Source organism: Leclercia sp. W6 (assembly GCF_003336345.1).
Lineage (GTDB): Bacteria > Pseudomonadota > Gammaproteobacteria > Enterobacterales > Enterobacteriaceae > Enterobacter.
In genome coordinates, this window is sequence record NZ_CP031104.1 from 1929876 (window position 1) to 1951123 (window position 21248).

Sequence of the window (21248 nt, forward strand, 5' to 3'; positions counted from 1 at the left end):
ATCCGATAAGAGAGTAAATAATTTATGAACTTTCATATTCTGTACATAAAACAGAATATAAGTATGAAAGGTATGAGGATGAATTATTTCTGTTTCAGTGTCTGTACCTCTGAGTTCAGGTCTATTTTACGAGACCTGTTTCAGTAACAATTGAGCAATATCTTTTGCATCATCGGCAGCGCTGTATTCGCCCATGACGCGTGATACGGTTATAGCGCCTTCAACCAATAACAGCAATTGCCTTGCCAGGGCTGAAGCGTGCTCAATATTCAGTTGCCCGGTCAACTCCAGGGCATAATCCAGTATTTTCTGTTTATGCAGTCTGGCAATCTGGCGAATGGGATCGGCACTGTCCCCCACTTCCCCGGCGGTATTAATGAATGCACATCCGCGGTACCCTTCCGACTCAAACCAGCCTTTAAGCACGGTGAACATATTCAGGATGCGTTCCTGCGGCGTGTCCCCTTTGTCGCACTCGCTTCTGAACCATTCCATCCAGCGGACATCCCGCGCGTTCAGCGCAGCAGCCGCCACTTCGTCTTTGTTCGCGAAATAGCGATAGATGCTTTTCCGGGCCACACCTGAGGTCTTCACCAGAAGGTCCATACCGGTGGCATGGATGCCGTTCTGGTAAATGAGCTCTTCAGCGGACGCGAGGATTTTTTCTCGTGTGTCAGTCGTATTTCTGTTCATAAGTTAATGGTAGAACGATCGTTCTCCTCAGTCAATTCTCTTTTCGTCCAGAATCGCTACGAATTTTTCCTGTTCCGGAATACCGCTACCTTCAAAGAGTTAAGCCTGATCAACGGTGGGGACTTAACCCATGTCCTCACTCGCCACATACGCAACCCGATAATTCTCCTTACCCTCCTGCGGCGCCCCGACAAAATCCACCTGCAAGAGTTGCCAGCGGCTGACATCCCACCCGCAGAGCGGGGCATGCAGTTGCAGTGCTGACAGGTCGCTGTGCGCGGGGATCGTCTCACGGGCAATCGACAGCCAGGCGGCACTTTTCACCTCTGTCACAGCCGGCAGGCGCAGCGCCAGCCAGGTGTCGATCTGCGGCCAGCCAAAATCCTGCGTCAGCCTGCGAAAGCCGGGGCTCTGTAAAAACTGCGTCATCGCGGCGGCACTCTCCCAGACGTAGAGCGGTGCATAGCGGTTTTCCTCGCTAAAAGCGGCATCGCGTCTGGCAACAAGGAATGCCTTAAACAGCAGGCCGGGAAAGCCGTTCAGCTTCGCGCCATGCTCCGCGATGCGCCGTTCAATAATGGTCATATCGTAGTCGGCTGGCAGCGTGAAGCGATATTGCATAACGATCATAACCCCTCCTCAGACAGCATCTGTCCCCGACTAAAGCTCCACTCTTCGGCGGTATTGAACTGGATCATCACCATCACGTCATCCGGGTGAATAGCCAGCGTCCTGTGCAGCTCTTCACAGAGCCGGCGGCAGAGATTTCGCTTTTGCGCAGCGGTGCGGGGCTTGCCCGCCAGGATGTGAAACTGAATAAACTTGTCGCTGCGCCCGCCGCTTTTATAGTGGCGATCGAATAGATGCCGCCTGGCCGGGATCTCCTCAAAAATCTGGAAGCGGTCCCCCGGCGGAACCGCGAATTCCGCCTCCAGGCTCTGCTGGAGGAGGTCGGAGATCCGTGCTATCTGCGCGTCGCTGTACCCCGGCCGCAGGGAGATACGTGTAAAGGGCATCGGGGTTACTCCTCTTCCAGGCAGCCGAGAGCGGAGACCGCCGCAGGCCAGCCGGCGTAGAACGCCAGATGGGTGAACACTTCGGTAATCTCCTCCCGGGTCAGGCCATTTTGCTGGGCGAAGTCGATATGCCAGGGCAGTTGCTGCACCCGTCCCAGCGCCGTCAGCGCGCCCAGGGTGATGAGGCTGCGATCGCGCGGGGAGAGCGCGTCGCGTTTCCAGATGTCATTGAACAGCACCTCCTTGCTCAGCTCGGCCAGTTTCGGCGCGACGCGGCTCAGGGTTTCAGAAGTAAGGGATGTGGCCATGATGTTCTCTCCGCATTGACAGTAAGGCGATTCTGGCCCCATATTTTCATCCTGAAAATCAAATTATATTTGCACCACCATCCCGTATTTCAGGACATTTATGAACAAGCTCTCTCCGACGCTCGACCTTGATGCGCTGCGCAGTTTTGTCACCGGCATTGAATGCGGCAGCTTTGCCCTGGCCGCCACCCATCTCTGCCGCTCCACCTCGGCGGTGAGCGCCCAGCTCAAAAAGCTGGAGCAGCAGTGCGGTGCAGAGCTGGTCATGAAAAAGGGCCGAGGCCTGACGCTGACCCGCAACGGAGAGATCGTCATGAGCTACGCCCGCCGCATGCTGGCGCTGAATGACGAGGTGCAGTTCGCGCTAAAAGGCGAGCTATTGCAGGCGGAGATCCGCATCGGCATGCAGGAGGATTTTGGAGAGTCGCTGATGCCGGGCATTCTGGGCGAATTCAGACGCCACCATCCGGGAGTGCGGATCGTTGCCAGAGTGGATCGCAACCGGGCGCTGCTCAATGCCTTCGATGATCACGCCCTGGATATGGTGCTGCTGTGGCAGAACGAGAGTGAGCCACGCAAAGGACGGTCGATCGGCCAGAGCCAGATGGTGTGGATCCAGCCCCCGGAGATGGAGATCCGTTCCCTGCTGGCCCGGGGCGAGCCCCTGCCGCTGGTGATGTTCGACACCCCCTGCCTGATGCGCGCCCACGCCATCGACTGCCTGAACCGGGCAGGCATCCCCTGGCGGGTGGTCTTTGTCAGCCACAGCCTGAGCGGGATCTGGGCGGCGGTGCAGGCCGGGCTCGGCGTAACGCTGCGGACCCGGATCGGGATGCCTGCCAGCCTGCGGGTGGCGGGAAGCGTCCTGCCCACGCCGGGCAGGCTGGGGATCACCCTCGAACAGCACAGCAGCGAGGCAGAGCCACGCGCGCAGGTCCTGCTGGCGCAACTGATGGAGCAGGCTCTGCTCGGGGTGAAATAAATGGCGGTTCCTCGCCACAGGTTGTCAGTTATGCGCCAGTGCCCTGCCCCGTTCTTCGCCAGGATAAAAACAGAACATCACCTGGAGAACCCCTATGTTGCGCAACCCTTCGCAAAAGTACGTGGCCTATGCCCCCATTTCGTTACCCGACCGCCAGTGGCCGGATAAGATCCTGACCCACGCCCCGCGCTGGCTTTCAACCGACCTGCGCGACGGCAACCAGGCGCTGGCCGAACCGATGGATATCCCCCGCAAGCTGCGCTTCTGGGAGCAGCTGCTCAAATGCGGCTTCAAGGAGATTGAGGTGGCGTTCCCCTCCGCATCCGAAACGGACTTTCAGTTTGTCCGCCAGCTGATTGAGGAGCAGCGCATCCCGGATGATGTCACCATTCAGGTGCTTACCCAGGCCCGCAGCGATCTGATTGAGCGCACCTTTGCTTCCCTCGATGGGGCAAAACGCGCCACGGTGCATCTCTATAACGCCACCGCGCCGCTGTTCCGCCAACTGGTCTTTCGTCAGAGCCAGGAGGAGATTGTGCAGCTGGCGGTCAGCGCCACGCGGCAGATACGCGCGCTGTGCGAGGCCAACCCGCAGACGCGCTGGACCTATGAGTATTCGCCGGAAACCTTCTGCTTTACCGAACCGGAGTTTGCCCTGCACATCTGCGAGGCGGTGGCGGATGTCTGGGAACCCTCTGCCGAACGGCCGATGATCGTCAACCTGCCTGCCACGGTGGAGGTCAACACCCCCAACGTCTATGCCGATCAGATCGAGTATTTCTGCCGTCACTTCTCCCGCCGGAGCGAGGTCTGCATCAGCGTCCATCCTCATAACGATCGCGGCAGCGGCGTTGCCAGCGCCGAGCTCGCCCTGCTGGCGGGTGCCGACCGGGTGGAAGGTTGCCTGTTCGGTAACGGGGAACGCACCGGGAACGTCTGCCTGGTGACCCTGGCGATGAACCTCTACAGTCAGGGGATCTCGCCGGAGCTCGATTTCAGCGATATGAAGCAGGTGGTGGAACTTGTGGAGCAGTGCAATCAGCTGCCGGTGCATCCCCGCCATCCTTACGCCGGTAAGCTGGCCTTTACTGCCTTCTCTGGCTCGCATCAGGACGCCATCAAAAAGGGGTTTCACGCCCGGGGACAATCCGCCTCTCCGCGCTGGGAGATGCCCTATCTTCCGGTGGACCCGGAAGATATCGGCTGTAGCTATGAGGCGGTGATCCGCGTGAACAGCCAGTCCGGGAAAAGCGGCGCGGCGTGGATGCTGGAGCAAAATCATGGCCTGGCGCTGCCCCGGGCCCTGCAACAGGACTTTAGCCGCCACGTTCAGGCGCACACCGATCGGGAAGGTACCGAGATGACGCTGAGTGCGTTGTGGCAGCTTTATCGCGAGCTGTATGGGCCACATCAGCACGCCCCACGGCAGCTGCTGGATTACCGCACCGAAAGCCAGGCCGACGGCGGGCTGCTGCTGTGGGCCCGCGTCCAGACCGCCGACGGGATTGTGATCCTGAAGGGGAACGGCAACGGCCTGCTCTCTGCCGCCGCCAGCGCGATAAAAACCTGTTTTCATCTGGCCTTCGCCATTGAGGATTATCACGAGCATACCCTCGGGAGGTGCAGCGAAAGCCGCTCGGCGGCCTATATCCGCTGCAGCTTTAAGCAGGGTGCCAGCCGCTGGGGAACGGGCATCGACAACGATGTTTCCCGGGCGTCGCTTCAGGCTTTGCTGAATGCGTTGCCGGAGAGCGCCTCGGGCGGGAAGTAGTCGCTAGGCGCCACGCCGAGCGTGCGGCGGAACATGGCGCTAAAGGCGCTGTGACTCTCATAACCGAGGTCCAGCGCCACCCGCAGCACCGATTGCCCCTGCGCGAGGCGGTTCAGCGCCTCCATCAGCCGCGCCCGGCGCAACCATTCACTGAATGCCAGCCCGGTCTGCTGGCGAAAGTGCCGCAGCAGGGTGCGTTCACTGATATTGAGCGTTTTTGCTGCCAGCGCCGTCGTCCATTTTGTTCCCGGCTCGGCCTGGATCTGGCGGCACAGGGCCAGCAGCGCGGGGGCCTGGGGTTCCGGCAGGTTAAACGGCAGCACACCGATCCCCCTGATTTCATCAAGGATCAGCTCGTAAATGCGCTCCGCCCGGCTGCCCGCGGCGTAGCTTTCCGGTAGTTGCAGCGAGGCGACGATCAGCTCGCGCAGCAGGGTGGAGATTTGCACAACCTGGCAGACCGAGGGTAAATCCGCCCGGGCGAAGGGATCGATAAACAGCGTCCGGGCCGCCACGTCACCGGTGATCAGCAGCCGGTGCTGCGTCCCGGCAGGCAGCCAGACGCCCCGCCCCGGCGGTACAATCCAGATCCCCTGCCCGGTCTCTACCCGCACCACCCCGCTGAGGGTATGCAGAAGCTGGGCGCAGGTATGGCTGTGCCAGGGCTCCGTTTCGCCATGGGTGTAATCATGGGCAAAAGGCACCAGCGGGCGGGTGGCAAAGCTGAACTGCTGTTGGGTTGTCATCGATTATCAATTTTGCGCTAACTGCGCGTTGATAAAGTCAAACACCTCTGCGGCTTCGTTTGCTGAGGCAAATACTCTCTCGGGTATCACCACACAATTATCACTGCGCATATGGATAAAAATAAAACCCCCTTTCCTGTAGCTTTCCTTCACTTTTTCCCAATAGATTTTAACGCTGGCGGTGTTAGTGATATTTTCAATAAAGAAACGGTTGAGCTTCACTTTCTGTAAAGTCTCTTCGTCTTCCTGCTCAGCCTGCTGCTGCTTTTGCATGACCCTATTCATGACCACATCATAGAGTTTGAACAGCGCCAACGCGACGCCAAACAGCACGAGCAGCGCGATACTGAACATTTTTGCTCTGGCGAGAAAATCACCGTCGGGGGCGGTTTGCAGGCTTAACTGCAACAGGGTGATAAAATTAAATAAGGCCGCCACCGCTAAAACAGAGACCGCAGCCTTATGAATGAGAAAAAGAGAACCGTAAGGTTTGAGGTGTTCTTTTTTATGATCGTTGATGAGCTTACCCGCTTTAGTACGCTCCAGTGCTGATAATGAATAATCCACAACGATTCTGTTTTTTTTTATCATGCCTCTCCCTCTTATTTAGCGCCTGATTGTTTTTTTATCCTAACATATTGCCCCATCAGGATGGCGTTTCCCCTCAGCCTATTACCGCCTTACACAGGGTTGCATGATGCCATCCAGAGTGCGGAGATCTATTTTTGCCCCGGCAATGAGCGTGATACTGATCTCTTTTGACCCACGCACATGGTACATATCTACCTGAGCGATCCGCTGCTGCGCTTTGCTGATATCAAAAAAGTTAGGGGTATCCGCCTCAGGATAAATCACCTCAACGCCATAGCCCTCTGCCGACAAGGCATCGCGCATACAGTGATAGCGCCCCACCAGCCCCGGGTGAGAAGAGACCGAATAGACCTGATACACCGTGGCATCACCAAAGGGATGGATGACACTGCACGCCGTCAGGATACCCGCTAACGCTATAAGTCCAATGATTTTCATACTTGTTCTCACTTTTCAGGGGCTCCCGGTTGGGAAGCCCGCCATCAGTGGCAGTAAATTTACCCCTGCAAAAACCACAAATCAACTTTTTGTTGATAATTATACATTATGAGTATAATTTAAGACTGCCAGCCCATCCCTCCCCTGCAGAGGCGAAGGTTCGCGTGGCAGATGGTAAACTCGTGGCCCTGACAATGATCCAGACAAAGGAAAAATGATGAAGTCAGAATATGCAGAACAAATTGAGCTGATTTCCGGGCCACTGGAAGCTGCCATGGATGCGCTGGCGGGTACGCTCTCCGCCAATCAGGAAGCCGTTTTACACAATCTCACCACGCCTGAATGCTCGATTGTCAAAATCATTAACGGGCACGTCAGCGGCAGACGTAAAGGCGACCACCTGTTATCTGGCCCCGAGAAAGATAAGGGATTTGCCCTGTTGCTCAGTAAAAACGAGGGCCGTAAGTCGTTGACGGTTAAAGATTATAAAACCTTGACCGCCTCGGAGAAGATCCTCAACAGCGCCTCCACCATTTACTACAGCGATGACGGCCATCCGCTGATGGCTTTCTGCATGAATGTCGACACCTCGCCGTATGAACACATTCGCAAAAGTCTCGACATCATCATGGCCACCGCGCCTGCCGAAACGGATGCAGCCGATCTCAACCTGGGTGGCCTTGTTGAGCAATCAATTCAGGAAATCATTGAAAAACATACCGTTACCGGTAAGAAAATTCAGAAAACGCAACGTCTTAAAATCGTTGCGGAGATGCGCGATAAAGGCATTTTTAAAATGAGGGGGGGCGTGCAACATGCGGCCCAGGCGCTGGGTGTGACACGCTATACGGTTTATAACGATCTTGAGGTGATGAATGAAAAATAGCTATTCGCAACGCATTCCTTTTTACCAGGTGGATGCTTTCTCTCAGGGCCCGTTTACGGGTAATCCCGCAGCGGTTTGTCTGCTGGAAGCGTGGCCAGAGGATGCGCTGTTACAGCGTATAGCCAGCGAGAATAATCTCTCCGAAACGGCGTTTGTCGTTAAGCAGGGGCACGATTACGCCCTTCGCTGGTTTACCCCTGCCGTTGAAGTCGACCTTTGCGGTCATGCGACGCTTGCCGCAGCCAGTGTGCTTCTGCGTCGCGAAGAGACGGGCAAGACGGTGCGTTTTTTCACCCGCAGCGGTGAGCTGACCGTTACCTCTGCTAACGGAAAATTCACGATGGATTTTCCCCTCGTCACCCCCCGCAGGATTGCGGCTCCGGAAGGGCTTTTGTCAGCGCTTGGCATCGTTGCCGGGGCGACTGAAATCTGGCAGGCCTCCGATCTGATCGTGGTCATGGATGACGAAGCGCAACTTGATGGCTTAACGCCAGATTTCACCGCCCTGGCGAAATTCAACACCCGCGGCGTGGTCGTGACGGCGCCTTCTCGTCAGTTTGATTTCCGCTCCCGCTGGTTTGGGCCTCAGGTGGGCGTCAATGAAGATCCCGTTACCGGCTCTGCGCATACCTTTCTGGCACCGCTGTGGAGCGACAAGCTGGCGAAAAAAACGCTCCATGCGCAACAGGGCGGCAGCCGTAAAGGAGAGTTGATCTGCCATATTAACGATACGGGCCGCGTGGCGCTGACGGGCGAGGCCTGTCTGGTCATTGAGGGGGTATTTATTATTTAAACAGACCTTTTTTACAGTATTCATTTAATTCAACGAGAATAGAATAAGCGGATTAAATTCTGCCCGGCATCCTGTTACCTGAACCAAACACTATTGGTGACTTATAACCAAGGATAATCCAATGACTTTAACCAGATGCGTTACTGCGCTTATTGCTGCCGTATCCATTGAAATCGTCGCGACAACATTATTATCGCTTTCTGACAGTTTTAAAATTATCTCCGTTGGTGTACTGGCCATTATCTGTTATGGCGTAAGCTACTATTTTTTATCTCTCGCCCTGCGGAGGATTCATATAGGTGTGGCCTATGCTATTTGGTCTGCGGTCGGGATCATAAGTATTACCTTTATACAAACCCGTTACTTTGATTTCACCCTGACACAGGATTCGTGGATAGGTGTGGGTATGGTTATTATTGGCACATTAATTCTCAATCTTGCTATCAAACAAAAAAGATAACAGTGTGGTTTTAAATGGTGAATATTTTATTTGGCTTTTTCTGGCTTTTTATTTCCGTCTCAATGGAAGTGATTGCCACCTTAATGCTGCCGCAAACGAATACATTCAAAAATACGCTGATAACGGTTCTCTGCCTGATTTGTTACGCGACATCCTTTTTTGCCCTGTCGATGCTGATGGGCTGGATTTCACCGGTTGTCGCCTATGCCGCCTGGTCAGGAACCGGCATTGTGATGATTTCACTCCTGAGCAGCATTTTTTATCAACTGCGCAGCAGCGCCCTGGAAAAGGTGGGGATCGGCTGCATCGTCGCCGGACTCATCGTGATTGCGTTTTAAAGGATCGACAGTATGAATAGCAAACCCCTTCCATCGCGTGTGGAACGGCTGCGCGACGCCTTTTTACAGGCGAAGCCCTTTATTTCTGCCCATCGTGCCCTTAGCGTCACCCGGGTTTATCAGGCCAATCCGGGAATGGATAATATTCTGCTCAGGGCGTTAGCGTTTCGTCATGCCTGCGAGAACGCGCCTTTATATGTCGCCGAAAACGAGCTTATCGTCAGCCACCCTGCGGGCGGCGCGCGCGGGGGTGAAGTTTCGCCGGAAATAAGCTGGCGCTGGGTGGCCGACGAGCTGGATAACCTCCCTTTCCGGGCCCAGGATCCCTACCAGATTGACGACGAGACGAAACGTATCCTGCGGGAAGAGGTATTTCCTTACTGGCAAGGCCGCTCTCTGGATGAGATGGCGGAGACGCAGCTAAAAACCGTCGGGCTGTGGGAGTGGTGTCATGACGATGCGATATGCGACGTCACGATTAAAACACAAAACGGCGGCGGTGACGCTTGCCCGGGCTACGACAATATTCTGCTGACCAAAGGGATAAAGGGAATACGGGATGAGGCAGCCGCGCACCTGGCCGCCCTCGATCCCGCCACCTCCGACGGCATCGAGGCGTTTAATTTTTATACCGCCGTGCAGCATACCTGTGACGGCGTGATGGCTTACACCCGGCGCTATGCGCGTTATCTGCGCCAGCTGGCCGGCGCCGAGCCCCGCCCCCTTCGCCGGAAAGAACTGCTGCATATTGCCACGATTTGCGAGCGTGTCCCTGAACATCCTCCGCAGCATTTTTACGATGCCCTGCAGGCTATCTGGTTTGTGCATTCGCTGTTTATGCTGGAAGAGAATCAGACCGGGATCTCCCTTGGCCGCGTCGATCAATATCTCTGGCCGTTGCTGGAGCGCGATCTCAGTGACGGAACCTTAACGCATGCCCAGGCTGAAGAGCTGCTTTGCTGCTGGCTGATTAAGATGGCGGAAACCCTGTGGATTTGCAGCGAATCGACGGCGATGTATTTCGCCGGGTATCAGCCCTTTATCAACCTCGTGGTCGGCGGACAGAAGCGTGAAGGCGGCGATGCCACCAATCCGCTCACGCTGCTCATTATGGACTGCTCCGCGCGATTAAAAATTTATCAGCCGGGCCTGGCCGTGCGAATTCACAATCAGTCGCCGCAGTCGTTTATGCGCAAGGTGGTGGATGTGGTGCGCAGCGGAATGGGGTTCCCGGCATGCCATTTCGATGATGCGCATATTCGCATGATGCTGCATAAAGGGTTCAGCTATGAAGATGCCCGCGACTACTGTCTGATGGGCTGCGTCGAGCCACAGAAAGCGGGCAAAATGTATCAGTGGACCTCGGTGGGTTATACCACCTTCACCGCAGCGATCGAGATGGCCCTGCATAACGGCCGCTCGCGCGCCGGGAAGCAGACAGGTCCCCGCACCGGCGAGGTGTCGCAGTTCCACTGCTATGAAGATGTCAAACGTGCGGTTATGGCCCAGTTATCCGCTATGGTCAGAAAGGCCGCGCAGGTCACGCTCATCGTACAAAAACTGCATGCGGATCATGCCAGAAAACCGCTGATGTCGAGCCTCATCGAGGGCTGTATGGCCACCGCGAAGGATGTCACCCAGGGCGGCGCGTTTCTGAATGCGGGGCCGGGTCTTATCTGGACGGGGCTTGCCGACTTCGTGAACTCTCTGATGGTCATCAGGACGCTGGTATTTGAAACCTCCCGCTTCACGCTGCAACAGATTGTTGACGCGCTCGACCATAATTTTGTCGGTTATGAGGCGCTCCTTACTGCATGTCTGCGGGTGCCGAAATACGGTAACGACATTGCTGCCGTGGATGAGATTGCCCGCGAAAGCGTGCACTTTCTGGAAAAGGAGCATCGTCAGTACCGGATGCTATACGCACCTTTTGCATTCGGCACGCTCTCCATCTCGAACAATACGCCGTTCGGGCTAATAACCGGCGCCCTTCCATCCGGTCGCCTTGCGGGCAAGCCGCTGGCGGATGGAATAAGCCCGGCCCAGCAGACGGATTATCTGGGCCCCACCGCGATCATCAACTCGGTCAGCCGAATCAATGTCGAAGAGATGGATATCGGCATGGTCCATAACATCAAGCTTATGTACGGCATGCTGGACACGCCGGAAGGGCAAAACAGCCTTATCCATCTGCTGCGGACAGCCAGTATCCTGGGAAATGCCCAGTTGCAGTTCAGCTACCTGGATGATGAAACGCTGCTGAAGGCGCAGCAAAATCCGGCGGAGTACCGCAACCTGATGATCCGTGTCGCAGGATACAGCGCCTTTTTCGTTGAATTAAGTAAAGAGGTGCAGGATGAGATCATCAGCCGAACCACTCAACGTCGCTTCTGAGCCGGCATCCGGCTGGATAACACATATTCAGCGGTTTTCGCTGCATGACGGACCGGGGATCCGCAGCGTTGTGTTTCTGAAAGGCTGCCAGATGCGCTGCCGCTGGTGCGCCAACCCGGAAGGACTCAACCCTGGCAGCGAGATCTTCTGGCATGCTGAGCGCTGCCTTCACTGCGGAAAATGTGCCCTGCACTGCCCGGCCGGCGTACATCGTTGGGTGGACGGTGTGCACACGCTTGATCGCTCGCGTCAGTGCCAGGGTTGCAGGCGATGCGAGGAGAGCTGCCCGGCTGGTGTTCTCAATGTGACAGGGGAAAAACTGACTTCAGAGGCCGTTTTTCACCACGTCATGGCGGATGAAACCTGGTTTCGTCAATCCGGGGGCGGCATCACCCTCAGCGGGGGCGAAGTCTGTACCCAGCCCGATTTTGCCAGACAACTCATCCAACGAATTAGCGCAGAGGATATTCACACGGCAATTGAAACCGCCGGGTACGCCCCGTGGCGCGCCGTTAAACAGATCGCATCGGTTTGCGATCTAATTCTCTATGACCTGAAAAGCGCCGATGACGAGCAGCATATACGCTATACCGGGGTGAGTAATAACATCATCCTGCGTAACCTTGAAAGATTATTGCAGGGAGATCGACAGATTATTATCCGTATCCCCGTTATTCCAGACTTTAACGATAGTCCCGAACAGGCTGAAAAATTGTTAATGCTGATAAATTCCCTGACCTGGCATCGCCCCGCGTTCAAATTTATCGAATTACTGCCCTACCACCGTTTTGGCACCGGGAAATACGCCTTACTTAATAAGGCCTACGAATGGAACGACTCTGCTGCAAAAGTAGAAAACTTCTTACAACATACCCACAAATATAACCTGCCGGTAAGGGTTTCAGGGGTAATGGTGGGCTAACGAAAAGAGGTAATCATGTTAAATAAACCAGAGAAGCGTGCTGACAAAAATAGTTCGGCTCTCGAACGACGCGTCGTTATTGGTACGCTCTTTTTCATGTTCGTAATTTATGCTGCGCTGCTTCTGACGCAATTTAACTAGCGTGCGGCATCATTGTGCCTGTGACAGGCTTGAGTAAATAAGGAGTTGTAATGAAGAAAGTTGTGGCTGTAATAAGCCTGGTGCTATTGAGCCTCACCGTCGCCGGATGTTCAAGCGATTATGTTTTACAGAAGAAAAATGGTGAGATGATTATTACTCACGGAAAACCCGAAGTTGATGATGATAATGGTCTCATTACTTATGAAGATATCGCGGGAAATGAACATGCGATCAATCGGGATCAGATTATCCAGATGATAGAGAAATAAGGTAGCACAGCGGGCAGAGGGTCGGCGGAAACTCTGCCCTGCTTGCATGCTCGTTCAAGAGAGAGGCTAAAGAGGATGAAGAAGATCTTATTTCCCCTCCTCCTTTCAGGCGCGTTGATTATTCATGGCGATTCAGGCGCACTCTGGCAACTTCGCTCGGGCAGCCAAAAGCCGATCCTCCCGGAAGCGAATAAGGTCGTAGTCGAGCCGGCAAAAATCAACGCCACACGTAGACGCTCACCCAAAAAACATCTCAGACGCTTCATTTCCGGTATTACCCGTAAACAACCGCACAAATAACCTCATCCCCCTCATGCTTGCGGCCCAAAAGGGGGCGCGTGTTTAATGACCTTACAAAGTGAAGATAAAATCAAAAATATATCCAGAAGAAGAATAATCTGAATTATCCCTTCCAGAAAGGTGCGTTCCGTCACAGTGGCTACGCTTTAAATTCATTGATAAAGGAGGTCGGGATGACATCAGGAAACACCACTTCAAAAAACTACCCACAACCCCCGTTTGTGGAGCAGCCGCAGCAAACGCCCGGACTGGCGTCAGAGATGAAGCCAATCCCCGATCATGGCGAGACGAGTTATACCGGCTCGGGCAGACTTTCTGGCAAAAAAGCGCTGATTACCGGCGGCGATTCCGGGATTGGACGCGCGGTGGCGATTGCCTACGCCCGTGAAGGTGCGGACGTGGCCATTGGCTATCTGCCGGAAGAGGAGTCCGATGCTGCAGCCGTTATTGCCCTGATTCAGGCGGAAGGACGCAAGGCCGTTGCGATCCCGGGTGATATTCGGGTGGAGTCGTTCTGTGAGACGCTGGTTGAGCGCGCGGTGACGGAGCTGGGCGGGCTCGATATTTTAGTCAACAATGCGGGCAGACAGCAGTTCTGCGAATCCATTGAAGATCTGACCACCGCCGCTTTCGACGCGACCTTCAAAACCAACGTTTATGCCCCCTTCTGGATCACCCGTGCCGCCCTGCGTCACCTGTCGGAAGGCGCGGTGATTATTAATACCTCTTCGGTTCAGGCCTTTAAGCCCAGCGAAATCCTGCTGGATTACGCCCAGACCAAAGCCTGTAACGTGGCATTTACCAAATCCCTGGCAAAACAGCTTGGGCCGAAAGGCATCCGCGTGAATGCCGTGGCGCCGGGCCCTTACTGGACGCCATTGCAGTCAAGCGGCGGACAGCCGCAGGAGAAGGTGCAGCAGTTCGGGGGAGATACCCCACTGGGCAGACCGGGTCAGCCTGTGGAGATTGCGCCGCTGTATGTTCTGCTGGCATCTGAAGAGTGTTCGTATGCCTCCGGTCAGGTCTGGTGCTCAGACGGCGGTACCGGCGTAGTCTAATTCTGTTGCCTTTATTTTGACGCGCCTGACGACAACAAGGCTTATTATAAAATCCGTTATCCGAAGCGGTAACGGATTTTTAAAGCTGAAAAGCCGTCCGGCGCAAAATTATCAACTATTCTTAGATCGTTGATTTTTGTTTTTTATTTCGGTCAGTTTTACAGCCTTCCCCGTTTAAATGACATCATCCGGTCCCTTAAGGGCTTAAACGTTCAAGTTGATAATGTTTCCTGTTTTTCAATCAGTTCCTGGTTCCGAACGCAAAGATTAATTAAAGGACAACAGCTATGACTCACATTCATGAACACGCCACGGTTAACACTACGTATCCCGATTCGCGGCTGCCCCTGCCTGCGACGAACAGCAGCGCCGTATCATGGGGTGCCATTTTTGCCGGCGCGGCGGCAGCGGCCTCCCTGTCGTTGATTTTGCTTATGCTGGGCACCGGGCTGGGCCTGACAACGATTTCGCCCTGGGAAAACCGCGGGCTCGACGCCGGTACGGTGGGTATCGCAGCCATCGCCTGGCTGACGTTCACACAAATTGTGGCGTCAGGCATGGGCGGCTATTTAGCCGGGCGCCTGCGTACCAAATGGGTCGATACCCGTACCGATGAAGTGTACTTCCGCGATACTGCCCACGGTTTTTTAACCTGGGCTGTCGCTGCACTGGTTTCTGCGGCGCTGTTTACAAGCACCGTGGGCGCCCTGATTGGCGGCGGCGCTAAAGTCGTGGGTACCGTTGCTGGCGGGGCTGCGACGGCCACGGCAGCTGGCGCGGCGGGTATGGCGAACAGTTCGTCTGAGGCACCGGGTTCATCCATGGACTATTTTGTGAATTCGATGTTCAGGGCGAGTAACCCTGCCACACCGGCACCGGCCGCACCAGCAAACGGTGCCACCGATCCTGCTGACCCAACCGCTGCACCTGCGCCTGCTCCCGCCACGCCAGCGGCACCTGCTGAGCCGTTAACGCCTGCGCAGGTAAGTGAAGTGACCGGTATTTTTGCCAACAGCATCACCACCGGTACCTTACCGCAGGAAGATCGTCAGTATGTCGCCCAGCTGATTGCACAAAAGACGGGTATCAGTCAGCAAGAAGCTGAACAGCGTGTACAAACCACCTATGACAAAGCCCAGGCTAAATTAAAAGAAACGAAGGAGAAAGCGCAGCAAGCTGCTGATGCCGCACGTAAAACCACGAGCTATCTGATGCTCTGGACATTTATTGCGCTGCTGGCCGGTGCTTTCGTTGCCAGCCTGTGTGCGACCTTCGGTGGTCGTCAACGTGATTTATAATTCTTAATTAAGCAGGAGGTTTAAAATGCGCTCACTATTACTCTTCTTTTTAGGCGTACCTATTCCAATCATTATCCTGATTGCACTGTTCTTCCATTAATCGCTTTTTAAAACATAAATGCCCTGACGGGCATTTATGTTTTTTTCTTTTTTTACCACGCCTTCATTCAGCCGCGCGACTTATCCGTTGCGGATCCTGCCATCGATTCCCGGCTGCGGTTTACCAAACAGATAACCCTGAGCGAGATCGCAACCCAGCGCCTGGAGACTTTCCAGTTGTTCCTGCGTTTCGACCCCTTCTGCAACCGCCTTCATATTAAGAGACTTCGCCATACCGGTGATCAGTTTGATGATGGTCAGGGCGTCGTCCTGGTCAGAGATCGAATGCACAAAGGATTTATCGATTTTAATTTTATCGAAGGCGAGCTTACTCAGCCGCGAAAGGGAAGAATATCCTGTACCAAAATCATCAATGGAGATTTGCACGCCGCGGGCTCTGAGCATGTTAAGGGTATTGAGCGGAGTATCATTATCGGTAAAGAGAGAGGATTCCGTCACCTCCAGCTCCAGACGATTGGCCGAAAGCCCTGTCTCTTCCAGAATGGAGAGCACGATGCCGGCAAAGGCTTTGCTGCTGAGCTGGATAGGCGAAACATTCACGGAGATTTTTGCCGGAACCGCCCAGGTCGCCGCTTCCCGGCAGGCAATTTCAAGCACCGACCTTCCCAGTTCGTTAATCATGCCTGTTTTTTCAGCAACGGGAATAAAGCTATCGGGCGACAGAAGGCCCTTTAATGGATGCACCCAGCGAACCAGGGCTTCATAGCTGTAAATTTCCCGGCTGAACGAATCGACAATGGGCTGATAATAAACCACGAATTCTTTATTCGCTAAGGCCATCGCCAGATCGTGCTCAAGGGTTCTGCTCTCCTGCAGCTTTTGTAACATGATCGGCCGGAAGACTTTTATCTGGCCAGGGCCCTCTTTTTTGGCTTCATACAGGGCCAGATCGGCAAATTTATAGAGAAAGTCGGAGCGGCGTTCCGTGTCTGAGATAACAATCCCGACACAGGTGGCGATATTAATGATGGTGTTATAAATGGTGTACGGTTGGTTGATGGAAGCACATATTTTCCGCGCGCGCGAAACGGCGCTGCTCTCTGTCAAACCGCTTGAGAGAAAGGCAAACTCATCCCCGCCTAAGCGATAAAGCGTATCGGATGTCAAGCCCATGGCAATCAGGCGTTCGGAGATCTGGCGCAGCAACATATCGCCAACATCATGACCATAAGTATCATTGATCTCCTTGAAACGATCTAAATCGAACAGCATTACCGTTACAGAATCATTATTTTTTTCTGCCACCTGAATGATTTTCTTTATATTTTCCCAGAAAAACTGACGGTTATTCATTCCTGTCAGCGAGTCATGGTAAACATCATATTCCAGTTGCGTATTCTGGATTTGCAGCTTTTCCTTAGATTTTTGCAGCTCTTCAGCAAGGCTTTTGACCTGAAGATGCGCCGTCAGAATATTTCTGTTCTGGAAGAATATGAGTACACCAAGAATGCCGCTCAAAATGATGAGCAGTAAAGAAGCCGCTGAATAAATATAATATAACGTCTGTATTTTAAGATTAGCTTTATTGATCGAGTTAATATCATTATCTAATGCACTGGATGACAGGCGGCTTAAAGGGGCATCAAGCAGGTGCATTTGAATCAGGTATGTCTGGAGCGCTGAACGATCCATTTTCTCAAGATTAGCGTCCAGTTCTTTGAGAATATTTTCTATATTTACCGCCAGTTCATGATGGGCTTTATTGCTGGCGATATAGCGCCCCAGATCACCCTCTTTCATTAAACCGCTCTGGCTGAGCATAATGTCAAGACGCAGGCGTACGTCGTCTATCGTCAATGCGTCAATACCGTTGGCGTAAAGACCAAGCGTTGATTCGAATCGATAAAATTCTGATACCAGCTGAGCTGCAGACCATGAGTCCGTATAGTGCGTCAGTTTTTGTAGCTCTTGTTGCCTCTCGTGCACAAGAAAAGAGATATATCCCGTAGAGATAAATAGGAAAAAAATGATGCCCGCCAGTATCCTGTTCATGTTGCGCTTCTGAACTCCTACTCAATATTCATTTTGCTGACCTGCCATGCCGATCGTGAATAATAAATTTGATTATTCAGCTCGTGCAGGCTGTCATAGGGATACACAATGAATAGCGGGCCTTTGTCACGGATACGCATGTATTCACCGTTGACTTTCAAGGCAAGGATAACGTTGTATTTTTTGAAATCACTGAGCGGGATAACGGTGGTGTAGTCATTGAGCGCAATGACCTTAGCAACGGTGCCTTTTGCTCCAACGTAATCCATGATCTTTTGCAGCGGCACACCCGTAAAGGTTGTACGTCCATTATACCAGGGCGAAGTGGTCTGAAAACTGACCATCCCGAGTTTCTCAAGGCTGGCGACATCGAAAACGGCTTTACCCTCTTCGTTTGTATTTTGAATATTACCGGACAGGGTTAAAAGGGCTTTACCGGCAGGTTTGGGTAGTTCACCCGCCCAGGCATGGGTGGCAACCACAAAGCTTAACAACATGACAATAAACCGCATACTAACCTCACCTATCTGCCGGATATGAAAGAATTATAATTTAGTTAACGTGCTATTAATATATGCTCCCTGCCTATTATTGCAGCAACAAAATCATTTATACAATAAATCATTAAAATCAATAAGTTAAATTTTTACTTCTTTTAAAAATGATTAAGTAAAGTCTGTACATTTATTTCAGTTAGGGCAAATTTTATTGGATCTGTACAAAAAATAATCTACCCACTTATATAATGCAATTAAACACACAGAAATATAAAGGTTTAAATTTTATCACTACTCAGTGAAAGCCAGATGAGGGCGGGAGAATCATTACCTCCTGCCCGTTCATAAACCGTTTTTTTCCGGCTGTTGCCGCTTCTTGTTATCGGCGGCGATAACCATTGCTATTCCGGCCAGCACCGCCAGCGTGCAAAGCAACATCCGCAGATCCGGTACCTCGCCAAGAAATAACACGCCCCCTGCCGCCGCAATACACGGAACGCTCAGCTGCAGCGTGCTGGCGGTTGCTGAAGAGAGCGTGGCGACCAGGGCATACCAGAGCACGTAGGCAACGCCAGATGCCAGCCCGCCGGAAAGCAGGGCCAGGAAGATGCCGCTGGCGTCAATATGAACTGGCGCCTGTCGTATCAGGCTCACTACGAGAATAACCGGCAGGCTCAGGATGAAATTTCCGCTCGTCGTTCCCGCCGCAGCCTGGATATTTTTGCCGCGCAGCGAATAGGCTCCCCACGCGAGGCCAGAGGCCACCATCGTAATGGCCGCCGCTAGCGGAGGCGCCGTCGCGCCAGGAAGCAGTAAGGTAATAATGCCCCCTACGGCAATGACGATCCCGCAGGCCTTATTGCCGCTCAGTTTCTCGCCTTTTACCACGCTCCAGCCGATCATACAGACCTGAACTGCGCCAAACAGCAGCAATGCGCCTGTCGCCGTATTGAGCTGGACGTACGCCAGCGAGAAAAAGAGGACATAGGCGCACAGCAGAAGGGCGTCGATGATTTTCCAGCGTATCTCTTTCAGCCTTCCCCGCGCCAGATGCCAGACAAACAGCACTGCCGCTCCCCCCAGCAATCTCAGCATGCTGAAGGTTTCAGGATCGGCATGGCCGTTCTTCAGGGCAATGCGGCAGAGAATGGAGTTCGCTGCAAATGCAGTTAAGACAAAGAGAACCAGCAACAGCTTTTTCATACCCTTCCTGAGAGAGACCGTTCCGGACCGACGGTGGGATCGTGAGTTTGTCTATTCACTTTACTGTAAAACCGCGCTTTTGCGGACGGTCATCTCCATCGCCCAACGCAGATATTAAAAAATCCCGGCGATATGATTGCATAATAAAACCAAATGGCGCACAGTTTATTTAGTTTCATATTAAAACCACTCTCCCCCTTCAAGAGGTACGACAATGACTACGCAACGTTCAACGGCTTTGATTACAGGTGCATCTTCCGGGATTGGCGCGGTCTACGCCGATCGTCTCGCCGCTCGCGGTTACGATCTGGTGCTGGTGGCGCGCCGGGAGGCGCGTCTGCTGACGCTGGCGGAACAGCTCAGGCAGCGCTATGGCGTGAAGGTCACCACCCTGACGGCGGATCTTACCGATGAAAGCGGGATTCGCGCCGTGGAAGAGATGTTGCGCAACAACGCCGCTATCGACACGCTGATCAACAATGCTGGTACTGCGCAAATGGCGCCGTTCCTCGCGGGGGACGTGGCGCAGCATCAGGCGATCAACATGCTCAACACCACCGCGCTGATGCGTCTCACTTATGCCCTGCTGCCGCGTCTGGCGCAAAACAACCGCGGTACTTTGATTAATATCGCCTCGGTACTGTCGATCCATGCCCGGGCGGGCAGCGCGCTGTACAGCGCCACCAAAGCCTGGGTGCTGAATTTTACGCGCGGATTACAGGAGGAGTTTGCCGACAGCCAGGTACGTATCCAGGCGGTATTGCCCGCAGCTACAGCCACGGAGATCTGGGAGCTGTCCGGCATCAGCGCCGACGCTCTGCCCGCCGGGTCGGTGATGACCACCGACAATATGGTGGATGCGGCGCTGGCGGGGCTCGATCAGGGCGAGCTGATCACCATCCCGCCGATGCACGATGAAGCCCTGTGGACGCGCTACGAAGAGGCGCGCCTGGCGCTGTTTGCCAGCGCCCGCACCGGCGAACCCGCCCCCCGCTACCTTGCACGCTGAAATTTGCGCGGATTGCCCCCTGCTTCAGGGGGCTTTTTAACAGGCGACGGTCAGCGCGTTAAATCCCGAAATTTGCGGTATATTTTCCCTTTACCTTCTTTCACGTTGATAAAGGGATAAGACAATGCCGGTCGACTGTATTATTACTGCCGCAGGACTCTCCTCCCGCATGGGGACGTGGAAAATGATGTTACCCTGGCGCGAGGGGACCCTTCTGGATGCCAGTATCAACAACGCCCTGCAGTTTTGCTCCCGCATTATTCTCGTCACCGGTTTTCGCGCCCAGGAGCTACAGGCGCGATATCAGCACCGGGAAAATGTCACCCTGGTTCATAATCCCGATTATGAAAACGGACTGGTCAGTTCGGTGATAACCGGTGCCCGGGCGGTGAGCACGGATTACTGTTTTATTACCCCCGGCGATCTGCCCTGCCTGGACGGGGAGATTTACCGCGAACTGTGGGCATTACGCACCGGGGGGGCGATCCTGCCGCACTATCACGGTACGCCCGGCCACCCAGTTTTGATTGATCGCGCCAGCCTGCAACAGGCGATCTCCCGTCCGGCTATCCGCAGCATGCGCCAGGCCCTGATGCAGGGTAAACACCAGCGCGTGGCCCTCGATCGCCCGGAGATTATTGTTGATATCGATACCCCTGACGATTTCAGAAGCGTGCAACAGGGGAGTTAACGCTCCCCGCGTCACGTTATTATTATGCTGTCGCGGCTTTTTTTACTCTCTGGCATAGTGAAAAGAAGGCCCCTAACCCAACAGGATAAGAACCATGCTTGAACTCCGCCCGAACTGCGAATGGTGCGATCGTGACCTGCCTCCTGATGATCTGGACGCGCGGATCTGCTCCTTTGAGTGCACCTTCTGCGCGACCTGTGCCGACACCCACCTTAACCATCGCTGCCCTAACTGCCAGGGGGAGCTGGTGCGCCGCCCGGTGCGTCCGGCAAATAAGCTGGTAAACGCGCCGGCCTCCACCGTGCGGGTTCATGCGCAAAAAAGCGTCTGAA

The 21248-nt window shown here is 54.1% G+C and carries 25 protein-coding genes; 15 read left to right on the forward strand and 10 right to left on the reverse strand.

Annotated elements, in window-relative coordinates:
• Window positions 1–126: 126 nt before the first annotated feature.
• The 4 genes from DVA43_RS09570 to DVA43_RS09585 all read right to left on the reverse strand — a co-directional run bounded on the left by DVA43_RS09570 (window position 127) and on the right by DVA43_RS09585 (window position 2017).
• Complete coding sequence (locus DVA43_RS09570) at window positions 127–693, reverse strand: TetR/AcrR family transcriptional regulator (RefSeq protein ID WP_114315384.1); 567 nt, start codon at window positions 691–693, stop codon at window positions 127–129.
• A 123-nt stretch (window positions 694–816) separates the two neighbouring features.
• Entirely contained in the window at window positions 817–1323 is a 507-nt protein-coding gene (locus DVA43_RS09575; RefSeq protein WP_114315385.1) for a DUF4865 family protein, read from the reverse strand.
• Window positions 1320–1709, reverse strand: a complete 390-nt coding sequence (locus DVA43_RS09580) for a tautomerase family protein (RefSeq protein ID WP_103823645.1) — start codon at window positions 1707–1709, stop codon at window positions 1320–1322. Before DVA43_RS09580 ends, DVA43_RS09575 begins: the two co-directional genes overlap by 4 nt.
• 5 nt (window positions 1710–1714) lie before the next feature.
• A complete protein-coding gene (locus DVA43_RS09585) occupies window positions 1715–2017 on the reverse strand; it encodes a carboxymuconolactone decarboxylase family protein (protein WP_103179005.1) in 303 nt (100 codons plus the stop codon).
• 100 nt (window positions 2018–2117) lie between these two features.
• Here DVA43_RS09585 and DVA43_RS09590 point away from each other — a divergent pair, with 100 nt between their 5' ends.
• Window positions 2118–2999: a LysR substrate-binding domain-containing protein gene (locus tag DVA43_RS09590; protein WP_114315386.1), complete on the forward strand. Its 882-nt coding sequence runs from the start codon at window positions 2118–2120 to the stop codon at window positions 2997–2999.
• Window positions 3000–3093: 94 nt separating this feature from the next.
• Window positions 3094–4770 carry a 2-isopropylmalate synthase gene (gene leuA / locus DVA43_RS09595; protein ID WP_114315387.1) on the forward strand — a complete coding sequence of 559 codons (1677 nt, stop codon included), beginning with the start codon at window positions 3094–3096 and terminating at the stop codon, window positions 4768–4770.
• Here the strand turns inward: leuA and DVA43_RS09600 are convergent.
• From DVA43_RS09600 to DVA43_RS09610, 3 genes are all read right to left on the reverse strand, one after another.
• Window positions 4722–5516, reverse strand: coding sequence for a helix-turn-helix domain-containing protein (locus DVA43_RS09600; RefSeq protein WP_103823641.1), 795 nt, complete (start codon window positions 5514–5516; stop codon window positions 4722–4724). The two genes, leuA and DVA43_RS09600, sit on opposite strands and share 49 nt — an antisense overlap.
• A 6-nt stretch (window positions 5517–5522) precedes the next feature.
• Entirely contained in the window at window positions 5523–6107 is a 585-nt protein-coding gene (locus DVA43_RS09605; protein ID WP_246842295.1) for a YcxB family protein, read from the reverse strand.
• A gap of 81 nt (window positions 6108–6188) precedes the next feature.
• The gene (locus tag DVA43_RS09610) at window positions 6189–6545 is read right to left on the reverse strand and encodes a hypothetical protein (RefSeq protein ID WP_114315388.1); all 357 of its coding nucleotides are present in this window, start codon (window positions 6543–6545) and stop codon (window positions 6189–6191) included.
• Between the two features lie 214 nt (window positions 6546–6759).
• Between DVA43_RS09610 and DVA43_RS09615 the strand changes: the two genes are divergently transcribed.
• The 10 genes from DVA43_RS09615 (at window position 6760) to DVA43_RS09655 (ending at window position 15404) form a co-directional block, all read left to right on the forward strand.
• The gene (locus tag DVA43_RS09615; RefSeq protein ID WP_246842296.1) at window positions 6760–7431 is read left to right on the forward strand and encodes a transcriptional regulator; all 672 of its coding nucleotides are present in this window, start codon (window positions 6760–6762) and stop codon (window positions 7429–7431) included.
• Window positions 7421–8224, forward strand: coding sequence for a PhzF family phenazine biosynthesis protein (locus DVA43_RS09620; protein ID WP_114315390.1), 804 nt, complete (start codon window positions 7421–7423; stop codon window positions 8222–8224). The genes DVA43_RS09615 and DVA43_RS09620 overlap by 11 nt, the downstream gene beginning before the upstream one ends.
• A 121-nt stretch (window positions 8225–8345) precedes the next feature.
• Window positions 8346–8684 (forward strand): multidrug efflux SMR transporter, encoded by a 339-nt coding sequence (locus DVA43_RS09625; RefSeq protein WP_114315391.1) that lies wholly within the window; start codon window positions 8346–8348, stop codon window positions 8682–8684.
• Between the two features lie 14 nt (window positions 8685–8698).
• Window positions 8699–9022: a multidrug efflux SMR transporter gene (locus DVA43_RS09630; protein ID WP_114315392.1), complete on the forward strand. Its 324-nt coding sequence runs from the start codon at window positions 8699–8701 to the stop codon at window positions 9020–9022.
• A 12-nt stretch (window positions 9023–9034) separates the two neighbouring features.
• A complete protein-coding gene (cutC, locus tag DVA43_RS09635; protein ID WP_114315393.1) occupies window positions 9035–11416 on the forward strand; it encodes a choline trimethylamine-lyase in 2382 nt (793 codons plus the stop codon).
• A complete protein-coding gene (locus DVA43_RS09640) occupies window positions 11379–12338 on the forward strand; it encodes a glycyl-radical enzyme activating protein (protein ID WP_114315394.1) in 960 nt (319 codons plus the stop codon). Before cutC ends, DVA43_RS09640 begins: the two co-directional genes overlap by 38 nt.
• A gap of 191 nt (window positions 12339–12529) precedes the next feature.
• A complete protein-coding gene (locus DVA43_RS09645) occupies window positions 12530–12748 on the forward strand; it encodes a YgdI/YgdR family lipoprotein (RefSeq protein WP_103178994.1) in 219 nt (72 codons plus the stop codon).
• A 75-nt stretch (window positions 12749–12823) separates the two neighbouring features.
• Window positions 12824–13048, forward strand: a complete 225-nt coding sequence (locus DVA43_RS24510) for a hypothetical protein (protein WP_147271024.1) — start codon at window positions 12824–12826, stop codon at window positions 13046–13048.
• Window positions 13049–13221: 173 nt separating this feature from the next.
• On the forward strand, window positions 13222–14106 hold the full coding sequence (locus DVA43_RS09650) for an SDR family oxidoreductase (protein WP_114315395.1): 885 nt from the start codon (window positions 13222–13224) through the stop codon (window positions 14104–14106).
• 287 nt (window positions 14107–14393) lie between these two features.
• Window positions 14394–15404 carry a hypothetical protein gene (locus DVA43_RS09655; protein WP_103823631.1) on the forward strand — a complete coding sequence of 337 codons (1011 nt, stop codon included), beginning with the start codon at window positions 14394–14396 and terminating at the stop codon, window positions 15402–15404.
• Window positions 15405–15584: 180 nt separating this feature from the next.
• On the opposite strand, the gene DVA43_RS09660 is transcribed toward DVA43_RS09655, so the two are convergent.
• From DVA43_RS09660 to DVA43_RS09670, 3 genes are all read right to left on the reverse strand, one after another.
• Window positions 15585–17516 (reverse strand): bifunctional diguanylate cyclase/phosphodiesterase, encoded by a 1932-nt coding sequence (locus tag DVA43_RS09660; protein ID WP_114315396.1) that lies wholly within the window; start codon window positions 17514–17516, stop codon window positions 15585–15587.
• A 17-nt stretch (window positions 17517–17533) separates the two neighbouring features.
• Window positions 17534–18028 (reverse strand): molybdopterin-dependent oxidoreductase, encoded by a 495-nt coding sequence (locus tag DVA43_RS09665; protein ID WP_114315397.1) that lies wholly within the window; start codon window positions 18026–18028, stop codon window positions 17534–17536.
• Between the two features lie 327 nt (window positions 18029–18355).
• The gene (locus DVA43_RS09670) at window positions 18356–19216 is read right to left on the reverse strand and encodes a DMT family transporter (RefSeq protein WP_114315398.1); all 861 of its coding nucleotides are present in this window, start codon (window positions 19214–19216) and stop codon (window positions 18356–18358) included.
• Window positions 19217–19430: 214 nt separating this feature from the next.
• Between DVA43_RS09670 and DVA43_RS09675 the strand changes: the two genes are divergently transcribed.
• The 3 genes from DVA43_RS09675 (at window position 19431) to DVA43_RS09685 (ending at window position 21247) form a co-directional block, all read left to right on the forward strand.
• Window positions 19431–20225 (forward strand): SDR family oxidoreductase, encoded by a 795-nt coding sequence (locus DVA43_RS09675; RefSeq protein WP_114315399.1) that lies wholly within the window; start codon window positions 19431–19433, stop codon window positions 20223–20225.
• A 124-nt stretch (window positions 20226–20349) separates the two neighbouring features.
• Window positions 20350–20916, forward strand: a complete 567-nt coding sequence (locus DVA43_RS09680; RefSeq protein ID WP_114315400.1) for an NTP transferase domain-containing protein — start codon at window positions 20350–20352, stop codon at window positions 20914–20916.
• 94 nt (window positions 20917–21010) lie between these two features.
• Complete coding sequence (locus DVA43_RS09685) at window positions 21011–21247, forward strand: DUF1272 domain-containing protein (RefSeq protein WP_114315401.1); 237 nt, start codon at window positions 21011–21013, stop codon at window positions 21245–21247.
• The last annotated feature ends 1 nt before the right edge of the window (window position 21248 follow it).

Excerpts from the sequence above, each read along its gene's own strand:
- DVA43_RS09570 (WP_114315384.1), bottom strand. The coding sequence starts at position 693 with ATGAACAGAAATACGACTGACACACGAGAAAAAATCCTCGCGTCCGCT.
- DVA43_RS24510 (WP_147271024.1), top strand. The coding sequence starts at position 12,824 with ATGAAGAAGATCTTATTTCCCCTCCTCCTTTCAGGCGCGTTGATTATT.
- DVA43_RS09670 (WP_114315398.1), bottom strand. The coding sequence starts at position 19,216 with ATGAAAAAGCTGTTGCTGGTTCTCTTTGTCTTAACTGCATTTGCAGCG.
- DVA43_RS09660 (WP_114315396.1), bottom strand. The coding sequence starts at position 17,516 with ATGAACAGGATACTGGCGGGCATCATTTTTTTCCTATTTATCTCTACG.
- DVA43_RS09580 (WP_103823645.1), bottom strand. The coding sequence starts at position 1,709 with ATGCCCTTTACACGTATCTCCCTGCGGCCGGGGTACAGCGACGCGCAG.
- leuA (WP_114315387.1), top strand. The coding sequence starts at position 3,094 with ATGTTGCGCAACCCTTCGCAAAAGTACGTGGCCTATGCCCCCATTTCG.
- DVA43_RS09675 (WP_114315399.1), top strand. The coding sequence starts at position 19,431 with ATGACTACGCAACGTTCAACGGCTTTGATTACAGGTGCATCTTCCGGG.
- DVA43_RS09625 (WP_114315391.1), top strand. The coding sequence starts at position 8,346 with ATGACTTTAACCAGATGCGTTACTGCGCTTATTGCTGCCGTATCCATT.
- DVA43_RS09605 (WP_246842295.1), bottom strand. The coding sequence starts at position 6,107 with ATGATAAAAAAAAACAGAATCGTTGTGGATTATTCATTATCAGCACTG.
- DVA43_RS09685 (WP_114315401.1), top strand. The coding sequence starts at position 21,011 with ATGCTTGAACTCCGCCCGAACTGCGAATGGTGCGATCGTGACCTGCCT.
- DVA43_RS09590 (WP_114315386.1), top strand. The coding sequence starts at position 2,118 with ATGAACAAGCTCTCTCCGACGCTCGACCTTGATGCGCTGCGCAGTTTT.
- DVA43_RS09650 (WP_114315395.1), top strand. The coding sequence starts at position 13,222 with ATGACATCAGGAAACACCACTTCAAAAAACTACCCACAACCCCCGTTT.
- DVA43_RS09645 (WP_103178994.1), top strand. The coding sequence starts at position 12,530 with ATGAAGAAAGTTGTGGCTGTAATAAGCCTGGTGCTATTGAGCCTCACC.
- DVA43_RS09620 (WP_114315390.1), top strand. The coding sequence starts at position 7,421 with ATGAAAAATAGCTATTCGCAACGCATTCCTTTTTACCAGGTGGATGCT.
- DVA43_RS09680 (WP_114315400.1), top strand. The coding sequence starts at position 20,350 with ATGCCGGTCGACTGTATTATTACTGCCGCAGGACTCTCCTCCCGCATG.
- DVA43_RS09600 (WP_103823641.1), bottom strand. The coding sequence starts at position 5,516 with ATGACAACCCAACAGCAGTTCAGCTTTGCCACCCGCCCGCTGGTGCCT.
- DVA43_RS09575 (WP_114315385.1), bottom strand. The coding sequence starts at position 1,323 with ATGATCGTTATGCAATATCGCTTCACGCTGCCAGCCGACTACGATATG.
- cutC (WP_114315393.1), top strand. The coding sequence starts at position 9,035 with ATGAATAGCAAACCCCTTCCATCGCGTGTGGAACGGCTGCGCGACGCC.
- DVA43_RS09640 (WP_114315394.1), top strand. The coding sequence starts at position 11,379 with ATGAGATCATCAGCCGAACCACTCAACGTCGCTTCTGAGCCGGCATCC.
- DVA43_RS09610 (WP_114315388.1), bottom strand. The coding sequence starts at position 6,545 with ATGAAAATCATTGGACTTATAGCGTTAGCGGGTATCCTGACGGCGTGC.
- DVA43_RS09585 (WP_103179005.1), bottom strand. The coding sequence starts at position 2,017 with ATGGCCACATCCCTTACTTCTGAAACCCTGAGCCGCGTCGCGCCGAAA.
- DVA43_RS09655 (WP_103823631.1), top strand. The coding sequence starts at position 14,394 with ATGACTCACATTCATGAACACGCCACGGTTAACACTACGTATCCCGAT.
- DVA43_RS09665 (WP_114315397.1), bottom strand. The coding sequence starts at position 18,028 with ATGCGGTTTATTGTCATGTTGTTAAGCTTTGTGGTTGCCACCCATGCC.
- DVA43_RS09630 (WP_114315392.1), top strand. The coding sequence starts at position 8,699 with ATGGTGAATATTTTATTTGGCTTTTTCTGGCTTTTTATTTCCGTCTCA.
- DVA43_RS09615 (WP_246842296.1), top strand. The coding sequence starts at position 6,760 with ATGATGAAGTCAGAATATGCAGAACAAATTGAGCTGATTTCCGGGCCA.